Annotated in this window: 23 protein-coding genes; 17 read left to right on the top strand and 6 right to left on the bottom strand. The window is 50.2% G+C overall.

The genetic code is table 11. The features are described from left to right. The first annotated feature begins 76 nt into the window (after nucleotides 1-76). From IPG80_RS12615 to IPG80_RS12675, 13 genes are all read left to right on the top strand, one after another. Entirely contained in the window at nucleotides 77-1,240 is a 1,164-nt protein-coding gene (locus IPG80_RS12615) for an aminotransferase class V-fold PLP-dependent enzyme (RefSeq protein ID WP_345107294.1), read from the top strand. An 86-nt stretch (nucleotides 1,241-1,326) separates the two neighbouring features. Beyond that, nucleotides 1,327-1,851 (top strand): hypothetical protein, encoded by a 525-nt coding sequence (locus tag IPG80_RS12620; RefSeq protein ID WP_345107297.1) that lies wholly within the window; start codon nucleotides 1,327-1,329, stop codon nucleotides 1,849-1,851. Between the two features lie 53 nt (nucleotides 1,852-1,904). Further along, on the top strand, nucleotides 1,905-2,927 hold the full coding sequence (locus IPG80_RS12625; protein WP_345107300.1) for a CAP domain-containing protein: 1,023 nt from the start codon (nucleotides 1,905-1,907) through the stop codon (nucleotides 2,925-2,927). A 126-nt stretch (nucleotides 2,928-3,053) separates the two neighbouring features. After that, entirely contained in the window at nucleotides 3,054-3,938 is an 885-nt protein-coding gene (locus IPG80_RS12630) for a patatin-like phospholipase family protein (protein ID WP_345107303.1), read from the top strand. Continuing rightward, nucleotides 3,935-4,168, top strand: coding sequence for a hypothetical protein (locus IPG80_RS12635; protein ID WP_345107306.1), 234 nt, complete (start codon nucleotides 3,935-3,937; stop codon nucleotides 4,166-4,168). The genes IPG80_RS12630 and IPG80_RS12635 overlap by 4 nt, the downstream gene beginning before the upstream one ends. Then, nucleotides 4,146-4,826 carry a hypothetical protein gene (locus IPG80_RS12640; RefSeq protein ID WP_345107309.1) on the top strand — a complete coding sequence of 227 codons (681 nt, stop codon included), beginning with the start codon at nucleotides 4,146-4,148 and terminating at the stop codon, nucleotides 4,824-4,826. Before IPG80_RS12635 ends, IPG80_RS12640 begins: the two co-directional genes overlap by 23 nt. Nucleotides 4,827-4,955: 129 nt before the next feature. After that, entirely contained in the window at nucleotides 4,956-6,119 is a 1,164-nt protein-coding gene (locus tag IPG80_RS12645; RefSeq protein WP_345107312.1) for a L,D-transpeptidase, read from the top strand. Between the two features lie 12 nt (nucleotides 6,120-6,131). Beyond that, nucleotides 6,132-6,863, top strand: a complete 732-nt coding sequence (locus tag IPG80_RS12650) for a cytochrome c biogenesis protein CcdA (RefSeq protein ID WP_345107314.1) — start codon at nucleotides 6,132-6,134, stop codon at nucleotides 6,861-6,863. 106 nt (nucleotides 6,864-6,969) lie between these two features. Continuing rightward, nucleotides 6,970-7,980 carry a DUF2085 domain-containing protein gene (locus IPG80_RS12655; RefSeq protein ID WP_345107317.1) on the top strand — a complete coding sequence of 337 codons (1,011 nt, stop codon included), beginning with the start codon at nucleotides 6,970-6,972 and terminating at the stop codon, nucleotides 7,978-7,980. Continuing rightward, nucleotides 7,980-8,759 (top strand): peptidoglycan editing factor PgeF, encoded by a 780-nt coding sequence (pgeF, locus tag IPG80_RS12660; RefSeq protein WP_345107319.1) that lies wholly within the window; start codon nucleotides 7,980-7,982, stop codon nucleotides 8,757-8,759. Before IPG80_RS12655 ends, pgeF begins: the two co-directional genes overlap by 1 nt. 103 nt (nucleotides 8,760-8,862) lie before the next feature. Then, complete coding sequence (locus IPG80_RS12665) at nucleotides 8,863-9,603, top strand: YggS family pyridoxal phosphate-dependent enzyme (RefSeq protein ID WP_345107321.1); 741 nt, start codon at nucleotides 8,863-8,865, stop codon at nucleotides 9,601-9,603. Next, nucleotides 9,600-9,863, top strand: a complete 264-nt coding sequence (locus IPG80_RS12670) for a YggT family protein (RefSeq protein WP_345107324.1) — start codon at nucleotides 9,600-9,602, stop codon at nucleotides 9,861-9,863. The genes IPG80_RS12665 and IPG80_RS12670 overlap by 4 nt, the downstream gene beginning before the upstream one ends. Before the next feature lie 18 nt (nucleotides 9,864-9,881). Continuing rightward, a complete protein-coding gene (locus IPG80_RS12675) occupies nucleotides 9,882-10,190 on the top strand; it encodes a DUF167 domain-containing protein (protein WP_345107326.1) in 309 nt (102 codons plus the stop codon). An 82-nt stretch (nucleotides 10,191-10,272) separates the two neighbouring features. Here IPG80_RS12675 and IPG80_RS12680 read toward each other — a convergent pair whose 3' ends face one another. After that, nucleotides 10,273-12,723, bottom strand: coding sequence for a tetratricopeptide repeat protein (locus tag IPG80_RS12680; protein ID WP_345107328.1), 2,451 nt, complete (start codon nucleotides 12,721-12,723; stop codon nucleotides 10,273-10,275). A 125-nt stretch (nucleotides 12,724-12,848) separates the two neighbouring features. Here IPG80_RS12680 and IPG80_RS12685 point away from each other — a divergent pair, with 125 nt between their 5' ends. From IPG80_RS12685 to ahcY, 3 genes are all read left to right on the top strand, one after another. Continuing rightward, nucleotides 12,849-14,000, top strand: a complete 1,152-nt coding sequence (locus IPG80_RS12685) for a spermidine/putrescine ABC transporter substrate-binding protein (RefSeq protein WP_345107331.1) — start codon at nucleotides 12,849-12,851, stop codon at nucleotides 13,998-14,000. Nucleotides 14,001-14,148: 148 nt separating this feature from the next. Next, entirely contained in the window at nucleotides 14,149-15,105 is a 957-nt protein-coding gene (locus IPG80_RS12690; protein ID WP_345107334.1) for a carbohydrate kinase family protein, read from the top strand. An 87-nt stretch (nucleotides 15,106-15,192) separates the two neighbouring features. Then, a complete protein-coding gene (ahcY, locus tag IPG80_RS12695) occupies nucleotides 15,193-16,524 on the top strand; it encodes an adenosylhomocysteinase (protein ID WP_345107335.1) in 1,332 nt (443 codons plus the stop codon). 65 nt (nucleotides 16,525-16,589) lie between these two features. Here the strand turns inward: ahcY and IPG80_RS12700 are convergent, their stop codons facing one another. The 5 genes from IPG80_RS12700 to IPG80_RS12720 all read right to left on the bottom strand — a co-directional run bounded on the left by IPG80_RS12700 (nucleotide 16,590) and on the right by IPG80_RS12720 (nucleotide 21,380). Beyond that, nucleotides 16,590-17,153: a hypothetical protein gene (locus tag IPG80_RS12700; protein WP_345107338.1), complete on the bottom strand. Its 564-nt coding sequence runs from the start codon at nucleotides 17,151-17,153 to the stop codon at nucleotides 16,590-16,592. Between the two features lie 76 nt (nucleotides 17,154-17,229). After that, the gene (locus tag IPG80_RS12705) at nucleotides 17,230-18,051 is read right to left on the bottom strand and encodes a hypothetical protein (RefSeq protein WP_345107341.1); all 822 of its coding nucleotides are present in this window, start codon (nucleotides 18,049-18,051) and stop codon (nucleotides 17,230-17,232) included. A gap of 100 nt (nucleotides 18,052-18,151) precedes the next feature. Beyond that, on the bottom strand, nucleotides 18,152-18,988 hold the full coding sequence (gene rsmA, locus IPG80_RS12710) for a 16S rRNA (adenine(1518)-N(6)/adenine(1519)-N(6))-dimethyltransferase RsmA (protein WP_345107344.1): 837 nt from the start codon (nucleotides 18,986-18,988) through the stop codon (nucleotides 18,152-18,154). Next, complete coding sequence (locus tag IPG80_RS12715) at nucleotides 18,985-20,121, bottom strand: LCP family protein (RefSeq protein WP_345107347.1); 1,137 nt, start codon at nucleotides 20,119-20,121, stop codon at nucleotides 18,985-18,987. Before IPG80_RS12715 ends, rsmA begins: the two co-directional genes overlap by 4 nt. Before the next feature lie 38 nt (nucleotides 20,122-20,159). Continuing rightward, nucleotides 20,160-21,380: a G5 domain-containing protein gene (locus tag IPG80_RS12720; protein WP_345107350.1), complete on the bottom strand. Its 1,221-nt coding sequence runs from the start codon at nucleotides 21,378-21,380 to the stop codon at nucleotides 20,160-20,162. A gap of 88 nt (nucleotides 21,381-21,468) precedes the next feature. Between IPG80_RS12720 and IPG80_RS12725 the strand changes: the two genes are divergently transcribed. Next, on the top strand, nucleotides 21,469-22,251 hold the full coding sequence (locus tag IPG80_RS12725) for an RNA methyltransferase (RefSeq protein ID WP_345107352.1): 783 nt from the start codon (nucleotides 21,469-21,471) through the stop codon (nucleotides 22,249-22,251). Nucleotides 22,252-22,254: the final 3 nt, after the last annotated feature.

Here is a 22,254-nt window from a genome sequence, read left to right on the forward strand (position 1 = left end):
TACAATAGGCGCTATAGGAGCAGGTAAGAATCTTATCCCACTCTGTCTGTAGTACTCCATCGGTTAGAATTGTTGCATGCTTTCTTTAAAAGAAAACTTCCTCCTGGATCCTGAAGTTATTTTTCTAAATCACGGTTCGTTTGGCGCAACCCCTAGACCTGTGTTTTACGCCTACCAAAAATGGCAGTTACGGTTGGAGCGCCAGCCAGTCTTATTTCTAGGTCGAGAGCTGCCTGCGCTTCTGTATGAATCTCGTACAGTTCTGGGCGAATATCTACATGCTGATGCCAATGATTTGGTGTACATTCCTAACGCAACGCATGGCGTGAATATTATTGCTCACTCCCTTCAACTCAAACCAGGAGATGAGATTCTGACAACAGACCATGAATATGGCGCATGCGACTACACCTGGGATTTCGTATGCAAAAAAACAGCCGCGAAGTACATTCACCAGCACATTTCATTGCCGGCTCATTCCAACGAAGAAATCGTTGAGCAATTCTGGCAGGGCGTCACCCCTCGTACAAAAGTGATCTATATGAGCCAGATCACCTCTCCTACGGCTCTTCGCTTGCCAGTCAAAGAAATATGTCAGAGAGCAAGTCAGGCGGGAATTTTGACAATCATTGATGCCGCGCACTCGCTTGGTCAAATTCCCCTTGATCTTCAGGAGCTCAGTGCGGATATAGTGTTTGGGAACGCTCATAAATGGCTGATGACCGCCAAGGGTTCAGCCTTTCTTTATGTTCGGCGTAAATTGCAGGCTCAAATTGAACCACTAATTGTCAGTTGGGGCTACCAAGCTACTCCCGAAATTACCACAGGTTCCCGTTTTGTCGATTACCTGCAATGGACTGGGACGAAAGACCCAACTGCATATTTGACGATCCCAGATGCAATCCAATTTATGAAAGACCACGATTGGGATCATGTTCGCCGTCAATGCCATTTATTGCTTCACCAGGCGATTGAAAGAATTTGTGATCTGACTCAATTGCCTCCGGCTTATCCGCTTGATTCTGATTTTTATAGCCAGATGGCGATCGCTCCGCTGCCTCCCTCAGACATCTCGACTCTCAAATCTCGTTTGTACGATGAATACAAAATCGAAATACCCCTGACCGAATGGCAGGGCAGTCAGTTTATCCGCATTTCGGTGCAGGGGTATAACACACAGGAAGATATTGATGCATTGGTGAAAGCGTTAGAGATCTTATTACCTCAAGTGGCTGTATAATCCCCCCTGCATCATTGCCGCGCCAAGAATAAACCGAGCTCCCAATTTGAATCGGTAGTGTAATTTGTGCTTATCACTATAAATGGATGTTAAGCCCGAAGGGTGCGGCATTTTTGTATGTTCGGGAAGACCTTCAGCATCTCGTTGACCCATTGATCGTGAGTTGGGGATTTAATCCAACACCAGAGACGACCACTGGGTCACGATTTGTTGACTTGTTGCAGTGGACGGGCACTAAAGATCCCTCTGCCGCGCTGACCGTCCCGGCCGCCATTCGGTTCATGGAGGAACATCATTGGGATGCTGTGCGGACAAAAAGTCACGAATTGCTGCGAAGCGGGCTTGAGCAAATTTGCGAATTGGTGAAGATGCCTCCGCTGTATCCGCTTGATTCGGATTTTTATTTCCAGATGGGGATTGCTCCCCTGCCTGCCTCCAATCTTGCGGTCCTAAAAAGTCGTTTGTATGACGAATATAAAATCGAAGTCCCGCTGGTTCAATGGCAGGATAGACAATTCGTCCGTATATCAGTGCAGGGATATAATTCTCAGTCAGATGTTGATGCCCTGGTCGCCGCTTTGCATGACCTGTTACCGCAAGTAAAAATTTAACTTTGTATAGGACCCCCTTGCAGGGTTGAGGAATTCTTGAGATCGAAAACCCCATGAAGAAAAACATTGCCTTTTGTTTGGCGGCTGTATTCCTTTTATTTTTGTGTCTACCTCCAAAAGAATCTGCGTTGGCGCGCCCACGGGAGGATATTACTTCACCTTCTCAATTGATCGAGGCAGTCAATAGTTTACGCCTTTCCAATGGATTGGCGGCGTTGCCGGTTCACCCCATTTTGATGCAATCTGCCCAATCTCAGGCAGATTATATGGCGGCAATTGGTTACTCAACGCATGCCCGTCCCAGTGGGACATACACCCAGCAGTTGTTATCTCTCGGCTTTCCTTTGGCTGGTGACTTGTCCTTGGGCGGTTTTCGGGCTGAAAATGTTCTAAACACGAATGGACCGTTGGTTTGGGGCAGTGTACCTGGCGCATGGCAGGATGCGGAACATATGAACACCATGCTTTCCGGGAATTTTACACATATAGGCGCAGGTGTATCGCAATCAGGCTCTTCGTACTTTTATGTTGTGGATACCGCCGCTGCGACCGGAAGCGGTCAACAACAATCCAGCGCGGCTGCGGTCTTGACGAGTGCCCCGGGCGGTTCGACGACCGGATCGAGCGGAGTTAGTCAATTTATGGTGCCGGTGACTCTCAACACACCGCGCCCTGATGGGAATGTTTTTCACAAAGTGCAATATGGGCAGTCATTGTGGAGCATTGCGATTGCGTACGGCACGACGATAAAGAATATTCAAGCGTTGAACAACCTTGGTGAAGCTTCTACCGTATATCAAGGGCAGGAATTGCTCGTGGTTACAGGCGCAACCCAAGCGGCATCTGCGCCAGTTGAAGTAACCCCAACGATTTTGATCACCTCTACATTTCCGCCAACAGTCACGTTTGTACCAACAGCTACTTCAGTAGGGGTGACGCATACTCCAACGGAAGACGCTGCTATAGCGGCGGAAGTAAAACCTGCTTCCTCTCGTGTGCTTTTAGTAGTGATCATTATTGCGGCGTTTGTTGGGGCTGGTATGGCGGTCTGGTTGATTCGTGATCCCGGGGATTAATTTGCAGGTAATTGCAACCTGAACTAAATAATTACTTTAGACGCGTAGTTGGTAGAAAAATGCAAAGGTATAATCTTGCACGTTCAACCTGTCTATACGTGGAATAAATGAAAGGCATTAAAGGATATGGAAATCTCATTAGCATTGGGTGGCGGTGGAGCAAAGGGCAATGCACACATAGGCGTTTTACGCCGTCTTGAACAGGAAGGCTACAAGATCTGTTCAGTGGCTGGTACAAGTTTTGGTGGTCTGGTAGCGGTGATGTATTCGGTGGGATATGGTCCGAAAGAAATACAGGCGATTTTTGAATCTATTGATCAGAAGGCGCTTTACGGGCGTTCTCCACTGGATGGTCCCTCGCTTTTGGGGTTGGCAGGTGTGCGTCAATTGTTGGATAAAGTGGTTGGAGATAAAACCTTTAAAGATACGCGCATTCCCTGTGCTGTAACCGCTGTGGATATCAATTCTGGTGCGGAAGTGATTATTAATGAAGGCAGCTTGCGCGCTGCCGTGCTTGCCACCATCGCCTTGCCGGGAATTTTTCCAGTGCAGACCATTAACGACTGGCAATTAATGGATGGAGGTGTCTTAAACCCCGTTCCGGTTACGGTGGCGCGTATGCTTTCACCAGACTTGCCGGTGGTTGCTGTGGTGCTCAATGACCCCATCGATAAACCTTTGCGTGGATACAACCTTCCCATTCCCAGCTATATTCCACGCCCGATCGCCGAAAGTTTATCCCGTATTTCATTTGCCCAGTCTTTGGATATCTTCCTGCGTTCAGTGGATGTTTCCAGTCGTTATGTCGCCTACTTGCGTTTGCAAGTAGATAAGCCCGAAGTACTTGTCCGCCCGGATGTGCATCATATTGAACTGTTGGATAAAGTTGTAATCGAAGACCTGGCTCAATTGGGTGAGCAGGCTTTGGAGCGGGTTCTACCCGACCTCAAACGAGAAACCGCCTGGCTTACCCGTGTGGGTAGGAGATTTTTTGGAGCAACGCCGAAATGAAAAGAGATTTACGCAAATACATGCGAGATACTAATGTGCGCCTTGTCGTTGGTGCTATTCTATTATTATTTATTGTTGGGTTGGGGTTGATCTGGTTGATCTATGGTTTTGGCGCAGCGGTGACTGGTTTCCTTTGTATTCTTGGCGCATTTATTCCCATTGGGCTGATCTTCCTCGTGTTATTTGGAATGGACTGGATCGTAAAACGTGCAAACTCAGACGAAAATTGAAACCATTGAATTCAATGGTTGGACGATGCGAATCCGTCCGGCTCAATCCCAGCCCTCGCGATTATTGGTCATGATCCATGGGTTGACGGGGGATGAAAACTCAATGTGGGTCTTTGCACGCAGGTTTCCTGATCATTATTGGATCATCGCTCCGCGCGCGCCACACCCTGCCAATCCGCAGGGATTTTCCTGGCGGGCAAACCCTATTACCATTGAAGAAGCGCAGCGAGACTTGTCCAAACGTCCCAGCCTCGAGGCGCTTTTGCCTGCGGCTGAAGGTTTGATCCGGCTGGTGGACGAGTACTCCGCTTCGGCGGGGGTGGATGCGCGTCAGTTTGACACGATCGGATTCAGCCAGGGCGGCGCCATGGTCAACGTGTTGGGTCTGATCTTCCCACAGCGCGTCCAAAAAATGGGCGTGTTGGCAGGCTTTCTACCTTCGGGCTTGGATGCGCAGATAGACGCCAGGGCACTTGCCGGTAAACAGGTTTTTGTAGCGCATGGGACTCAGGATGAAATGGTGCCTGTAGACCGTGCTCGCGCCTCAATGCAGATGTTGGAACAGGCTGGCGCGTCCATCACCTATTGTGAAGACGCGGTCGGTCATAAACTTAGTGCCGGCTGCCTAAAAGCACTTGAGAGTTACCTTACAAATTAATCTGCCTCTCACCGCGCTGTTGACGGTGATTTTATTTGCAGGTATGCTTATCTTTATTAACTTACGTAGGTCACGCTTTCCTCTTTCGAGGGCAAGCAAGCGTGACCTACTATAAACTTAGGTGAAACAATGAGAAAATATATTTCACGACGTGATTTTATAAAATTGGCAGGCTTGGGGTTCGGTGCCATGGCGTTCACTCCCTTGTCGGCGCATGATATTGATTACCGCTGGGATGTGTTCAGCCAACCCAGGCGCTTGCCTCAATTTCCGGGCAGTGCCATTATTGGGCGTGTCTGTGAGCCTGATATCGATCTTCGAAATCGCCCAACCAATGACCCGATCGTGAATTCCTCCATTGCCAAACTTGGCGCCGATCATTTGCTGGAGTGGAATCGAGAGGTCATCGGAAATGTGATCGGTGGCTTGCCAAACCAGCGTTATGTTGAAACTCCGCAAGGGTATGTGTACGCATCGGTGGTTCAACCTACAAAAAATCTTCCAAACACCCCAGTGACAGAATTGCCCAATGGGCAGGGATTTTGGGCAGAAGTGACCGTTCCGTATGTTGAGTTGGCGCATGAAGGCACAGTGGCTTCTCCCTGGCTGCAAGACCATATTGCCTATAACTTCCCGCCTCGTTTGTATTATGGACAAACAGTCTGGATCGATCAAGTACGTACCAGTAATGGCTTCCCGGAATATCGCTGGAATGAGGATGCCAATGGTCGTGGATACGGTTATGGCGGTTATGGCGAGTTTTACTGGGCAGATGGTGCCGGGCTCAAGATTATCACTGATGCAGATGTTGCCACGATCAGCCCGGAAGTGGACCCGAACGAAAAGACGGTGTCCATTGACCTTGATTATCAGACGATGTCGTGTTTTGAAGGTGCGCGTGAAGTATTTTTCTGCCGCATTTCTTCTGGCAAACGCTATGACCCGGTAACAGGTCAGGTCACTGATACCTATGCAACCCCGGCGGGTTCATTATTAACCTATTGGAAGATCATCTCGAAAAATATGACAGCTGGAAACGAAGGCGCCGGGTATTCCACCCCGGCTGTGCCTTGGTGTACCTTCATTGCTTCGGGCGGAGTTGCGGTTCACGGCGCGTTTTGGCACAATGCTTTTGGTGAACGCCGCTCACATGGCTGCGTGAACGTGACACCTGAGGATGCAAAATGGATCTTTCGCTGGACCATGCCATATGTGTCGTTGGCAGCCGGTGAAGAGCGCCGCGAATTGCCCGATCACGGTACGATCGTAACTTCAAACGAAACTCAATTCTAAAAGAGAGCCTGTATGGAAATTTCTCAAATCACTGTTTGGCTTGCCCTGCTTGCCGGGTTGGCTTCGTTTCTTTCTCCATGTGTATTTTCCCTGGTTCCGGCATATGTCGGCTACCTTGGTGGTATTGCTGCAGGCAGCGGTGTGCCGGGTGAACGTCCCAGCCGTTGGTTGACTTTTTCGCACGGAGTTGCATTCGTGCTTGGGTTCAGTATTGTGTTTGTTTTGTTGGGCGTGGCTGCTTCTTTTGCAGGCGGTTTGTTGTATGACCTGCGCTTCTGGCTGGCAAAGATCGGCGGTGTCGTTGTTATCATCTTCGGTCTGCATATGATCGGTGTCTTCCATATTCCTTTCCTTGCTTACGATACACGTGTGCAAAAAGCGCCCGACCCTAAATTGGGCTATCTTTCTTCTGCCATGATGGGTGTCTTTTTTTCAGCGGGATGGTCGCCCTGTGTGGGACCCGTCCTCGGCGCCATCCTGACTCTCGCCATCAACGGCGGGTCGGTCTCGCAGGGGGCAGCGCTGCTTTCCTTTTATTCGGCTGGGCTGGCCATCCCATTCCTGCTTGCCGCCCTCGGCATTGGCTGGGTGACAACCATTCTGCGCAGGTACAACAAAGCCATGCGCTATGTTGAGATCGCAATGGGTGTGGTTTTGATCGTCATCGGCGTTATGCTGTTTTCAGGCACATTCGAGATCATCGCCCAGCAGGGACAATTTTTCTTTATCGACTTCGGTCTGTAACGGCATTTGGGTTCGCCGCGTCGAAATAAATTCTTTCTCCTGCAGGGTGTGCTTGCCGCCAATACCCCTGCAGGACTATTTTTGATTTTCCGAGGGAATTCCACGCATGCTCAACGTCACACTATTTACAAAAAAAGACTGCAAGCTCTGCGAAGAGGTCAAAGCAGACCTGGAAGCGCTTCGTGATCAATTTCCGCACCGTCTTGTGGAAGTGGATATCGAAACAGATTCTGCTTTGATGGAAAAATATAAAAACATCATCCCGGTATTGGAAGTAGGTCCTTACAAGATACAGGCGCCCATCTCACGTCAGAAATTAAAAATGACTCTTGGGGCGGCGTCCGACCGTAAGAATCAACTCGAAAAGCTCGATGACCCCGTTTATAAATACAAAATGGAGAAAGGTAAAAAATTGACCACTGGAGACCGTATTTCATTCTGGATCGCCAAACGCTACCTGCTGATCTTGAACTTGTTCGTTCTGATTTACGTCGGTTTGCCCTTCCTTGCACCGACTTTCATGAAGCTTGGTTTGGAATTGCCGGCGCAGGTTCTTTATCGCGTCTATAAACCGCTTTGCCATCAGTTTGGTTTTCGCTCCTTCTTCCTTTATGGCGAACAACCCTTCTACCCGCTGGCAGAGGCGAATTTGGCAGGCTACAAAACCTTTGAGGAAGCCACAGGCATATCTGGTGTGGATGACCCTTACAGCCTTACCCGCTTTGACGCTCGAAATTACATAGGCAGCGAAACGGTTGGTTATAAAGTCGCATTGTGCGAGCGCGACGTGGCGATCTATATCGCCATCCTTATCTTCGGCATAATCTTCGGGTTGACCGGGCGTCGCTTTAAATCTTTGCATTGGATATTATGGCTGTTGCTCGGTATCGCGCCCATCGGTCTCGATGGCTTTTCTCAACTATTCAGCCAGTTCAATTGGGATTGGCTCAACGCTCTGGTTCCGTATCGCGAAAGCACGCCGTTGTTGCGTACCTTAACCGGCACACTCTTTGGCTTTTTTACAGCCTGGTTCGCCTATCCCAACATCGAAGAGTCAATGAGCGAAACCCGTCAGTATTACATCAAAAAATCTGCTGTGATCGAGGCGTCTGAATAATGCCTTTTGATCATTCGGATGGACTGCGCTATTACCAGTTCGATATATTCCCCAGAAATATCCTCAATGCGGTCTTTACACGTCACGGCGGTATCAGCCCGGAACCTTGGACTTCCCTTAACTTAAGCATTTCTGTTGGAGACGATCCCACTCGTGTGGCAGAGAATCGCATCCATGCATTTAATGCACTGGGACGCAACCCCGCCTCTCTCCATGATGCATGGCTGGTTCACGGCACAGATGTGATCTACGCCGAAGAGCCGCGTCCGCTCGACCAGCCTACCCAAAAAGCCGACATTCTCTTCACGGACAATCCTGCGGTCTCGCTTTTTATGCGCTTTGCCGACTGCGTTCCTCTGCTGTTTCACGACCCCAAAAAACAGGTCATCGGCATTTCTCATGCCGGTTGGATGGGGACCGTAAAAGGGGTTGCCGAGGTTTCGATACGAGCCATGCAGGAACATTATGGCTCGAACCCACAAGATATCGTCGCGGGAATTGGACCGTCCATCAGCGTAGACCACTACGAAGTGGGTGAGGATGTGGCTGCTCAATTTCGCGAAAAGTACGGCAGCGATTCTGAACAGGTCTTGCAAAGCCGTGATGGGCGCATCTATCTTGACCTGTGGACAGCAAACGCATTGCAGCTGCGTGCGATGGGCGTGGAGCAGATCCAGATCTCCGGGCTATGTACTGCCTGCCATCTTGATGATTGGTATTCCCATCGGGCTGAAAAAGGCAAAACAGGCCGCTTTGGCGCGCTGTTGGCTTTGGTTTAAGGCTGGCTCGACTTCCGTACCCATAAATTATTTGACCCCTTTGGGGTCATTTTCAACTATGCAAGGTTCATTAATTACAATCAGGTGCGTGTAAAATAAACATATGAACGAATTAGTCAACTCCATTCGTGAGAGGTTTTTAGTAACGCAGGATAAAATCGCGTCTGCCGCGAAGAGATCAGGGCGGAGTCTGGATGCTGTCAAGCTTGTGGTGGTGACCAAGTCTCAACCGGTAGAGGTAGCCCAGGCGGCGATCGAGGCGGGGGCGGTCTTTCTAGGCGAGAATTATGCTGAAGAGGGTGTCACGAAAATTCAATTATTGCAAAATTATTCTGCGGTAGAATGGCACATGATCGGTCATGTGCAGAGCCGAAAGGCTCCGCTAGTGGCGGGGCACTTTAACTTTATGCACTCATTAGATAGCTTGAAGCTTGCAAAAAAGCTTGATCGTTTTTGCGGGGAAGCCGGGCGGATCCTACCCGTCTTACTGGAAATGAACGTGGGCGGCGAAGACAGCAAAGGCGGTTGGGAGGCATCTGATGAATCGCGCTGGGCGGAACTGACGGGTGAAATTTCCGAAATTCTAACCATGCCAAATTTGCAGGTGCGCGGATTAATGTCCATGCCGCCGATTGGGAATGCGGCTGAATCCTCGCGCCCATATTTTCAAAAGGTGAAACGCTTGCAGGATTTTCTTTTAAAGCAGCTCCCGCAGGCAGAGCTTTCAGAGCTTTCGATGGGAACTAGCTCTGATTATGAAGTTGCTGTGGAAGAGGGCGCAACCTATGTTCGGGTTGGCACTGCCATTGTTGGACCGAGATCTTATGCCGCGGAGAATAAATGAACGTTGATTTTTTGATCCTTCTAATTCGTGTAGTGGTTCAGACCTTTATTTGGGTTGTTATTGCGAATTCCCTGTTGTCCTTTTTTCTTTCTCCGTATCATCCTGTGCGCGAGGCACTGGAACGACTTGTGTCGCCGCTTCTTAACCCGATCCGCAATATTATGCCGAGTACCGGCGGGATCGATTTCAGTCCGTTGGTCTTAATTCTTGCACTTGATTTTCTGTCGCGTATTTTTATCGCGATCCTTCTCGCACTATAAAAACTATCGAGGTGAAGCATGTCCAGAGATTATGTTCTTCATGACGGCAAACGCGGTTCTGCATTGGCGGTGCGGGTGACTCCGCGTGCAAGCCAGAATCAGATCGCCGGGGTTTTGAGTGACGGTACGGTTAAGGTGCATGTTGCTGCAGACCCAGCTGATGCGGGTTTGAATGCCGAGCTTGTTGCTTTTCTGGCAGAGGTGCTTGGCGTACCCAAGACACGTGTTGAGATCGTGGCAGGCGAAAGTGGCAGAGACAAGCTTGTATCGGTCCTGGATATGGATGTGGAAACCGCCCATCAGCGCATTGTTGCGCACATGGATTGATCACGGTCTAATCGGAATCAAAAGCGGGATAAACAGACTCGGACCCGAGTCTGTTTATCCCGCTTTTTTTTGATGCCCTGTTTTACTGTCCTGTGGCGCCACCATATAAGCGGCGGTAGACAGTGAAAATTTCATAGATGTTGCGGATATAGTTCCGGGTCTCTTCGAAACGCACACTTTCCAGGAAGAGGTCTGGGTCATCGCCGGAGAGTTCCTTCCATGAAACTGCGTTGCCGGGTCCGCCATTGTAGGCGGCGAGTGTGGCATATAGATCGCCATTGAGCAGGGTGCGATTTCTGGCAAGATAGTGCGTCCCGAAGAGCACGCTGACATAGGGTCGGTACAGGTCTTCTTCGGTGTAGTTGATTGGTTTGCCGAGTTCCGAAGCGATCTGTGCTCCGGTGGGAGCGATGATCTGCATTAATCCATGTGCGCCTGCGCTTGAGCGTACAAAACCTTCGAAAAGACTTTCCTGGCGGATGACACTGTAAACAAATAAGGGGTCAAACCCTTCTGCTTGAGCGGCGGGGGTGATCAAGTCGGAATAATACAAGCCGTAACGAATGTGACTGAAGTATGCTGGTGCCATCATTGATTCGGTATGTTCATCCAGCCCGGCGATACTCAAGACCTGACGGGCGGCGAAAATGGCGGTGCGGTACATGCCCAACTCAACCAGATAATTTGCCAATCGGTAACTACCAACCGCATCCTTGTTCGTTTCCAACTCTGTGCGCAAGTCTTCGAATTCGAGGCGGGCTTCATCCAACATGCCCATTTCCCAGTATTCTTTCCCGCGGATGATGCGGGCATCAAGTGCTAAAGGACCGAGGTTGCTTAGATCTATTTCGTTGGAAAGGTTGAATGTCAGTCGCATCCAAGTGTCGGCGTCGGTGCGTTCTTTGAGGATATCCACCTGGTAATTTGCCGATGAACTGGATGCGAATGCCGCTCGCTCTTGCAAAAGATCGCGCGCACGTTCGCTGTAATACCCACCTGGGTTGATGTTCTGTCCTTCGCGCCATGCATCTGTTGCGGCATTGCCATCGCCCAGTTTTTGATATGCCTTTCCGATCCAAAGCAGAGCCCGGGACTTGTCCTCTTCTGAAACAGACATGGCGAGGCTGCGTTTGAAGGCGTCCAGCGCGGCTTGCGAATTCTCGCGGCGATATTCCACAATGCCCATTAAAAATGAAGCATAAGAGGATTGTTGCGACCCCGGATACTCCAAGGTAACTCGCGACCAGGCTTCAATGGCTTTATCGTATTGCGCATCTCGTTCGTAGATACGGGCTGCACTCATCAGGTAATCTGCCGCTTGAGAAGAGGTTGGCGCCAAATTGACAAATTCCAACAGGGTTTCGGCGCCTTTGGTGTAATTCCCTTGTTGTGCCCATTCGATGAATGCCTTTTCACCCCAGGCATCTGTCCAGAGCGGGTGTGCAGAATAGTTTGAGATGAAAGTGCCGTAATCGACCAGTGCTTCGTCATAAAGTGCCATGTTGTTTTTTGAAAGCGCGCGATAGTAATATGCAGTGCCGTCATTTTCTGCTGGATTGCTTTGTAGATACCGGTCAAATGCAGAGATGGCGACAGCATATTGTCCGGCAAAGAAATCCACAAGTCCGCGATCCAGCTCATTTACTGTTCCGCCCGCATCAAGCAGGGCAACCAGGCTGAGATAGGAATAATACGAAAGCGGATAGTTCTCCACGGCAAAGCGGAAGCGTTCGATCGCCTCGGCATTTTGACCTTGCGCCAGATTCGTCAGCCCAGCTTCGTACAACGCCTGAGCCTTGGTGTAATCGCTTGTGGTGCGTCCGATAATGCCGTCGTAAAGTTCCAGTGCGGTTTCGTAATTACCAAGTTGAGTTTGGGTGGATGCGACTTTCAGATCCAGCGTGGTGTCGTCACTTAGAGAATCGGCGGTGATGGCTGTGCTGTAGGAGGCAAGTGCGCCTGGATAATCCCTGGCATTGAAAAGAGCGTCGCCACGTAATTCCTGCACGTAGGCATCCAATACGCCGGGACGCAGAACAAGATAAGTTTGCCAAGAGTCGGCGGCGGCAGGATAATTTTCCAGTTTGTAGTTGACGAATCCCTGCAAGAAATATGCCAACGGGAGTTGCGGCGACTGGGAATATTCTGTAATGATGACTTGCAGGGCGGTAAGAGTCTCGTTATAGCGACCTTGCGCATAGTAAATTCGTGCTTCACCCCATTTTGCGGATGCACGGACCAATGGGTCTGGAGAGTCCTGCAAGGCGATCTGATAATGCAAGAGTGCCGTATCATAATCGCCGTTAAAGAATGCCTTCTCACCTTCGCTAACTCTGGCAACGGGTTGAGGTGTGGGTGTGATGGTGGGAGTGAAGGTCGCTTCAGGAGTGGTGGTGATGCTGGGGGTGACCGTCCAGCCGGGGGGGATGGCAGGGAAATTTTCAAGTACAGAACAAGCTGTGAGGGAAGCGATCAGCCAAAGTTCAAGAAGTAGGCGCAGCCCTGTGCGTATTGTGGTGCGGTGCTTTTTCATCCCGTTTTTATACTGGTAAAGAGGAAGTGCGTCAAGCGGGGTAATCCGTGGGTAAATGTTGTATTCAAGCTGGGCTTGCACTATAATTTCATCTGCAATTTATCTTAATAACCTCAAGGAGAAATATGAACACACATCACAAAATCCATCGTTCGTTTCGGTTGATTTTGTCGAGCGTGCTGTTGATCGTTGTGACAGCCTGCGCCGCGGGGGCAGAACCCGCCTCGACTGACGAGTTGGTCACATCCAGCGGTTTTGTTTGCCCGGAGCCCAACCCGCGCGTGGAATTCGATAGTGACAAGGTTAATATTTTTACATGGACGGAATATGTGCCCGAAGACATCTTTGATTGCTTTGGTTTGGTCTACGGTGTGACGGTGAATGTGGATTATTTCTCTTCCAACGAAGAACTGTATTCCAAGGTTTCGCTGGGGGAAGATGTCAACCCGTATGATGTGATCCACCCCAGTGATTACATGATCGGCGTGCTTATCCGCGAAGAATTGTTGACCGAGCTTGACCCTGCCCAATTGCCAAATATGGCGAACCTTGATTCTGGTCTGACCGCTGCGTACGGCGAATCGACCAAATTTATCGTGCCGTATCAAATGGGTACTCAGGCGATCATCTACAATACTGAAACGGTGAAAACTCCGCCAACTTCCTGGGCGGATCTGTGGAGCCCGGAATATGAAGGTCGCATTGTCGCAGTGGATGACAGCCGTGTGATCATTGGTGCGGCGTTGCTCACCCTTGGTTACGATGTGAATGACACCGACCCGGATCATCTGGAAGAAGCCAAACAAAAACTGCTCGAGCTTATGCCAAACATTCGCGTATTCGATAGCGATAGCCCGAAGACCCCGCTGGTTGCGGGTGACGTGGATTTAGGGATTGTCTGGAATGGTGAAGCATTTTTGACCCAAACCGAAGACCCACGTTTCGAATACGTCTTCCCGAAGGAAGGGTCGATTATCTTCTATGATGGTATGGCGGTCCCAACCACTGCCCCTCATCCGGATGCCGCCTACGCCTGGCTCAATTATCTGCTGCAAGGGGATACCAATTGGCTGACCCTGGTGGATTATCCATATACCAACCCGAACAAAGCGGCATTGGAATATGCCAAGGCAAACCAGCCAGAAGTTTACGAAGCCTACTCTTCCTCTCCGATCACCAACACTTCGGCGGAAGAGTTCGCAAGAGGGCATGAAGTCATTGACCTTGGCGAAGCCTTGCTTTTGTATGACGAGCTTTGGACGGAGATCAAGCAGTAAAATAAGCTAAAATTGAGTAGATTTATGGGCGTTTATTTGCAAGGTCAAAAACTTTACATTCATAAAACCCCGTGATAAACTCTTGCTCGTTCGATCATTTCATGGCGCACTCAATGGAGTGCGCCATTTACTGCGAGAAGGAAACAACATGGATATACTCTTAACCGGCTCTGTTGCTTATGACTATCTGATGACCTTTCCCGGTCATTTCAAAGAACAGATCCTCCCCGAACGCTTGGAGTCGATCAGCCTTTCATTTTTGGTGGACTCGATGTCCAAGCAGCGCGGTGGTATTGCGCCAAATATTGCCTACACCATGGCGTTACTTGGTCAGAAACCGCGAGTGATGGCGACTGTGGGCGAAGACTTTGGAGATTACCGCGCCTGGCTTGATTCTAAAGGAGTGGATACGAATCTGATGAAGGTCGTTCCGGGTGTGTTCACCGCTTCGTTCTTTGCTACGACGGATCATGCCTCTGCCCAGATCGCCTCGTTTTACCCGGGAGCCATGGGGTATTCTGCGACCCAGTCTCTCAAGGAATTGGACAAGAAACCCGATCTCGTCATCGTTTCTCCCAGTTCGCCGGATGCGATGATGAAGTTCCCCGCAGAAGCCCGTGATTTGGGCATTCCATATCTGTATGATCCAAGCCAGCAGGTACTGCGCCTTGAGGGTGCAGAACTTGCCCGTGATATGGAAGGCGCCTATTTCCTTTTCTGTAATGATTATGAGTTCGGTTTGATCTCAAAGAAAACCGGCTGGAGCCTCGATCAGATCTTGAACCATGTCAAAGTGCTGGTGATTACGCGCGGTAAAGACGGTGCTGACCTGTACTCTGACGGCACCTCCGTTCACATCCCGACTGTGCCTGAAGATGAAGTGGTTGACCCAACTGGTGTTGGTGATGCTTTCCGCGGCGGATTCCTTGCAGGTTACTCCCACGGCTTCGATTGGAAGTTATGCGGCGAGATCGGCTCGCTCTCTGCAGTATACTGCCTTGAGCAGCGAGGCACCCAAAACCATACCTATACCCGTGAAGACTTCGTTCAGCGTTTCCGCAAGCATTTCGATGACGGCGGCAGGCTGGATGTATTGTTGAAATAGTAATTTCGTAAATTGGTGAATTGGTTGATCGGTCCAATTTACTAATTTCCTAAATAGCCGATCTAGGAAAAAAATAAGGAGTATTAAATGAGTAATTACGATATTAAAGATATTGAACTCGCCGAAGGTGGACGCCGTCGCATTGATTGGGCGGAACGTGAAATGCCCGTTCTGCGCTCGATCCGTGAGCGCTTCAAGAAAGAAAAGCCTCTCAAGGGCATGCGCTTGTCCTGCTGTTTGCACGTCACCACTGAGACCGCCAACCTGATGATCACATTGCAGGAAGGCGGCGCGGATATCGTTCTGACCGCATCAAACCCGCTTTCGACCCAGGATGATGTTGCCGCCGCATTGGTGAACAATTACGAAATTCCCGTCTTCGCCATCAAGGGCGAGGACAAGGTCACCTACTTCAAGCACATCCGCGCCGCATTGGAGCATATGCCCCATATGACTCAGGACGATGGCGCCGATCTCGTTTCCTCCCTGTTCTTCATTGAAATGGGACGTTTCGAAAAGCTTGAACCCTCTCTCGCTTCCTGGGCACAAAGCCTGACCGAAGCAGAGCGCAAGCAGATGCTCAAGAACGTTGTTGGCGGCACCGAAGAGACCACCACGGGCGTTATCCGCCTCAAGGCGATGGAAGCTGACAAAGTGCTCAAGTTCCCGGTCATTGCCGTGAACGATGCACTTACCAAGCACATGTTCGATAACCGCTATGGTACCGGTCAGTCCACCATTGACGGTATCATCCGCGCGACCAATGTGCTTCTTGCTGGCAAGAACTTTGTTGTGGCTGGCTACGGCTGGTGTGGACGTGGTCTGGCCTCCCGCGCACGCGGCATGGGCGCTCAGGTCATTGTGACCGAGATCGACCCGATGAAGGCGCTTGAAGCGGTGATGGACGGTTATCAGGTCATGCCGATGGTTGAAGCCGCCAAGGTCGGCGATATTTTCTGCACCGTCACCGGCGACTTGAACGTGCTCGACAAGCATCACTTCGAAGTGATGAAGGATGGCGCGCTGGTTGCCAATTCCGGTCACTTCAATGTTGAGATCAACATTCCGTCTCTGGCAGCCATGAGCGTTGGCGAACCCAACCTCGTCCGCCCGTTCGTTGATCAGTACACCACCAAGGACGGTCGCAAGATCAACATCCTCGGCGAAGGTCGCCTGATCAACCTTGCTTCGGCTGAAGGTCACCCCGCTTCTGTAATGGATATGTCTTTCGCGAACCAGGCTCTCTCCGCCGAATACATGGCGAAGAACGCTGATAAACTCGAGAAGAAAGTCTACTCCGTGCCGACCGAGATCGACAACGAGATCGCCCGCCTCAAGCTCGAAGCGATGGGCATCAAGATCGACATCCTTACCCCCGAACAGCATCACTACCTCAACTCTTGGGAAGAAGGAACCTAGTTCGATTTTAGATTGATGATTTTTGGATTGTTGATTAAACCCTGCGAAACATTTGCAGGGTTTTTTTATTTATCCAGAATTCCGTTATGTATCAGGGTTTCGAGGTAAACTGCCTGCTTTTTTCCGACCAACCTTGAAAGGCGCGGCGCTTCGAAAATCAATTGCCTGATTTTTCTGAGCGGATAAACCAAACATTCCTTTTCTTCTTTCAGGTCTTCGAATACCACCAAACAAACCCACGCATCGGGCATGTCCAAAATAGGATCTCGCCGTTCGGGTGAGTCTTGGAACGTCCACGAGAGACCGTAGCGCTTCGCGGCAGACCGCCTTTGGGTCTTGACCGCCACTTCGAGATCGTTGACTCTCAGATCTGCTGCCCAGGATTTGCGCCTCGCCTCATACACGCCGTAGTCTGGTCCATCGACCCGGCAGTTCCTTCCCTCGAACAGAATCCGCACTGCCTCCTCGCCGAGTTTGGAGATGAAGTGATCGTCGCGAATCTTTTCTTTTACAGATTGATTACTATCTTTGTAGTTGACTGTAGTTATTACATGCTCGGCAAATGTAGATGCCCGCTCCTGTGCTTTCTCTGGAATGCGAATGATTTGCGGTGACTGAAATGTAGACATGATGAATTCATTATACAAAATAAAAAGTCTTGTGGAGAATTCTCCACAAGACTTTTTGAAACGTTAATTCAATTGTTTATGGGCAGGTAAAGGTCACATCCTTGACGGCTGCTTTGCCGACACCGTTGAATGCTTCCACGCCCCATTTCTGCGGAGACCCAGCTGCGAATGGCAATAACGGGAGTGGGTAACTGGTGGAGTTTGCTGGTATTGCGGCAAAGAAACCACCATTAAAGTAGATATTGAACCCATCCTCATTATTTGACTTGTCCTCCCAGGTTAATGTGCCTCCAAATTGATAAAGTGGCGGTAAAAGAGGTACACAAATCTTCGTAACAGCGACATTATTAACTGCAGTTGGTGCAGAGGGTGGCGAGGTGGGTGTTAATGTCACCGTTGGTGTAAATGTAAGTGTTGGTGACGGTGTCGGTGTGGGCGGAACCGGGTATTCTGCAAGGTTGGAGGTATTCCCAGTTACGGTGGCATACTGCCCCCATAACCAGCAGGTGCCAGATCCATTGACGCGTTTGATAACCCAATAATTGGGCACGCCTGAATTTTTGCCAACCACTTCCGCGGTTTGCCCAATGAGAAGAGCGTCGATCAGGTCATATTGCACGCCGGGTCCGATACGGCAGTTCGTGTTGGTGGTCACAGACACCTGCGGTACAGATGGGGTCGCACTGGGTCCGGGTGTGCCAGTGAATTCAGGAGTGACTGTATTCTGTGGGGCAGCAGCAGAGTTACCTTGTCCGCTGGCGAGAGCAGTAATGGTCAACGCCAGGGCGGCGGGATCTGCCTCCTCGGTTTCAGATGGCTCACTGCTGGGCAAATTGCATGCCGAAAGTGCAATGATGATAAAAACAGAAATCACTAAAATGGATGTTCTTCGTTTCATGGTCTCTCTCCTTTGACGGACTTATTATTACATATTTTTAAGGGGCTTCAATGCGAATTCCATGTCAATAGTACTAACGTCTTTTTTATGAAGGGTTATTTTACGAATTCCTTTCGCTCAAACGTTTCCACTCGGCAATGGATAATGTCTCTGCCCGGCGCATAGGGTCGATCTCAGCCAGATGTAGAAGGGTTTCGGCTTCCTGTGTCTTGATGTGCAAGCCGGACGCGAGTGAGTTTCTGAGCATTTTTCGCTTTTGGCTAAAACCGGCTTTGATGAGTTTGAAGAACTTATCCAGCAAATCAGCAGGGATGAGTGGCTCCTCGAAAATGTCAATACGGAGAACGGCAGAGTCTACATTGGGGATGGGGTGAAACGCTCCGGCGGGAATTTTTGCCTCGATGCGCGGCGCTCCGTAGACTTGTACGCTCAATGCCAGCAGGCTTAAGTCGCCGGGAGCGGCACAGATTCGTTCTGCCACTTCTTTTTGGATGGTGAGCACAATGCGGCGTGGCTTGGGAGTGCTTTCGAGCAGGTGGCGAATAATGGCAGATGTAATATTGTATGGGATGTTTGCGGCAACGATGTAGCCGGGTTGATCCACCAGGTCTGCAATTTGCAACTCTAAAATATCACCTTGGACGACGCGCACGTTTGGATGCGGCGTAAGAATGGCTTTGAGTGGAGTGAGCAGGTCCGGGTCGAGCTCGACCGCTGTGACCTGACGGGCAGAGACAGCCAAATAGCGGGTGAGGCTGCCAAGACCGGGACCAATTTCCAGTACGCAGTCATCTTTCTGGATCTCTGCGGCGTTGGCTATTTTTTCAAGGGCGAAGTGATCTTGCAAAAAATTTTGCCCGAGGCTTTTATCGGCACGTAATCCGTAGCGCTTGAGAACGGCAGCGGCATTGAGGGGTGGGATCGAAGAATAGTTCATTGGCAGATAGATGGAGCATCTTCTGTATCGATGCTTGAAGAGGTATTTTCTGCAGCAGGTACGGGCCAGGTGCCCGCTTGAAAACGCACTACGAAATCACTGAGGATGGTGAAATCGGCTTCAAGGATGGCGATGCGCTTGTCAAAGACGGGGTCGAAGACACGGGTTTGTTTGAAAAGGTCGCCGGGGAAACTTGCAAGCAGGATGTTTTCTGGCGGCATTTGGGGGGCAAGGCAAGCCAGTTGCCCAAGTTGTTCGGGCGTGAAGTCGGTGCGGATGTTGTCCCGGAAGGTTTCGATAAGGGCGGGAATCTGGGCTACGATCTGCGGGCTGGTTAACTTCTTTCGTACAGCACATAACACCAGGTTTTGGTTATCGCCACGTTCAAAACTTCCACCGCTGCGGTTTCGGGCGAGCTTCAATGCCTGTGGCCCGTTAAGTAGGTGTGTGCCGACTGAAAGATTTGCTGTTTTGGCAACTTCTTCGTTGGGGATTACAACTTCGATGCCGCCAAGCGCATCGATCACATGCTCGAAGGTGCGCATATTCACAGTGATGTAGTGGTCGATGTTTGCGCCGAAATTCCTGTTAAGTGTCAGCGCCATCAACCCTGAACCTTCACTGGGGTCATCCCAATATTTGAAGCCGGGTTGCCCATAAAGGAAGGCTTGATTTAATTTTTCGTGATCCTGTCCGTTGAGATTATCTTCTATGTGCGGAATTTCCACCCAAAGGTCACGCGGGAACTCGAGCGCGCTGACCTTTGGCGTTGTGAAGTCCACGCGGACGAGGCGAATGGCGTCTCCCAGCCCGTAGGTGTAATTATCGCCGCGGGTGTCTGTGCCAATAACAAGCACATTCATCAATGGCGGCGCGCCGCAGCGCGGTCCGGGTGTGCTGGTGGGGAATGAGACAGTGGGTACAAGGGCTACCTGTCCCATTTGTGTAGGTGCCGGGCCGGGAGAGGCTGTCCATGTGGGTGGTAGGGATTTGGGTATGAATGGCAGTGACGGACCGAGTGGAGTCTGTGCCATGTTCCGCAGGGTTCCAAAGGCATAAACACCGAGGGCTGCTGCAAGCGTTAATGCAATCAAGGACAAGATTCCGATAGTAATGCGCTGTGATCTATTCATATGATGGTTGTATTATCCGTAAATTGAATTAATGCATATTACTTGAAAAAATAAGGAATCTCTGCTGGCGCGGGTTCAAGAAAGTACACCGTTACCCAGCCCGAGAGTCCGCCGACGGCATTATCGTCGTACCCCAGGTCGATCCATTGCGTGCGTTGTACACCGAAGGCACTCTCAATGATCGGTCCGCCGCCGGTATCTCCAATGGTTGCGAGCCCGTATCCGGGAATATATACTCGCATGCCGCCCAGATAAGAATAAATGGAGTAATCTACTGCCACAATACCAAAGCCTGCCTTTGCACCGCTGGCGGTTCCATAGGAACATCCGTTGGTTCCAGAATTGCAAGGCGAATACCATGACGCATACATTTGGGTGGCGTACCAATATTGATAAGGCGCTTCACCGCCGACTTGAGAAAGTACGATCTTTGACCCACTTGCGACGATCTGCGAGACCGGTTCGGTCAAGATGGTTTTTTCTTCTTGTGTACGACTAACTTCCACGCCATCTTCATAACGGATGCGGGTGCGCACCATGGCGGTTCCGTTCACGCCTGCCTGCAAGACTTCCTGTTCGCCAAACGCCAGGTCGGCTGCTTCAGTTTCTTCAGTTGTAAACGGGATGGATTCAAGTTCCACGCTAATTGACTCGGTAACGCGAACGACCTTTATCTGCTCATCTGACGGAAGCGCCTCATTTTCTGCTGGGAAACTGGTGTCCAGCCCTACAAGCGGAATCCCCGCCTCTGCCAAAGCTTCTCCTACAGTCCGTGCAGTGGTGCGGATGGTGAAGACTGCATTGCCGGATGTGATGGTTAGGCTTTGAGCAGGGCTAAATGAGATCGTCAGCGTATCAGTGACCGGCGCTGTCAGTGGCGGGGTTACTTCGTCATTTATACCTACAGCAATGCCATTTTCAGTCAGCACATCGCCCACAGTCAATGCAGAAGTACGAATCGTTTGTTGCCCCTGTGGTGTGACAAGAATCACGTTTACAGCCCGACGTAGTTGGATTTGAACATTACCTGAGGTTGTGATCTCATCCCCCAAACCTTGCTCTATGCCATTGACTAAAACACGGTCGGCAGGGGCGGCGATAATTCCAGCCTCCGCAAGGATCTCAGATGGCACATTTCGACTGGTCGAGAGTGTTTTTATAGTTTCACCGTCCAGTAGAATTGCCGTTCGTGGAGAAAATGACTGGCATGCAACAATTAAAAAGCAAATTGTCATTGCCCGAAGACGTGGGAATTTCATACAGCAATTATACCCGCCGGGAATTGTGCGGTTTTCATCCATGGGTTGGTCGTGACCGAATCGCAACACATCGGATACAATACCGCGCATGGATATCCTGACCAGTACCTCTAACCCTTACATCAAGCATGTCCGCGCTTTGCGGCAGAAAAAGTCACGTGCTGAATTTGAGTCCTTTTTGGTGGAAGGGATCACGCATGTTGGCGAGGTGATCGAAGCAGGCTGGAACGTGGAATCCATTCTTTATGCGCCGGAATTATTAACCAGTAACTTTGCAAAAGACCTGCTTGCTCATGCTGGGAACCGTCAGTTACGTTTGCAGCCGGTCTCGGTCGCTGTGATGGAGACTCTAACGGACAAAGAGAACCCACAAGGTATCCTTGCCGTGGTTAAACAAAAAAAATATAGCTTCAAGGATTTGCGGGCAGATGTGAATGCAGTAGCCTTGGTATCTCCGCAAGACCCGGGTAATCTTGGTACGATCCTGCGTACCATGGATGCTGTTGGTGTGGACACACTCTTCCTGCTGGATGGCGGTGTGGAATTATTTCATCCTACCGTGATCCGCGCCAGTATGGGTACTTTGTTCTGGAAGTCCATCGTCCATACCTCCTTCAACGAATTTTCTCAATGGATACGCAAAAGCGGATATCAACTTATAGGCACGTCTGCCAAAGCAGACGTGGATTATTACACCCTGATTCCCAAGGCGCCTTGGGTTCTTCTTCTCGGCAATGAACAAAAGGGACTTTCTTCCGAACAGACAGCTGTTTGTGATGTAACACTCTCTCTGCCCATGCACGGACGGGTGAGTTCGCTAAATCTTTCTGTAGCTGCGGGTGTTTTGCTATATCAATTCATGAAGGCGTAATTA

Source organism: Candidatus Villigracilis vicinus (genome assembly GCF_016702885.1).
GTDB classification, from domain to species: domain Bacteria; phylum Chloroflexota; class Anaerolineae; order Anaerolineales; family Villigracilaceae; genus Villigracilis; species Villigracilis vicinus.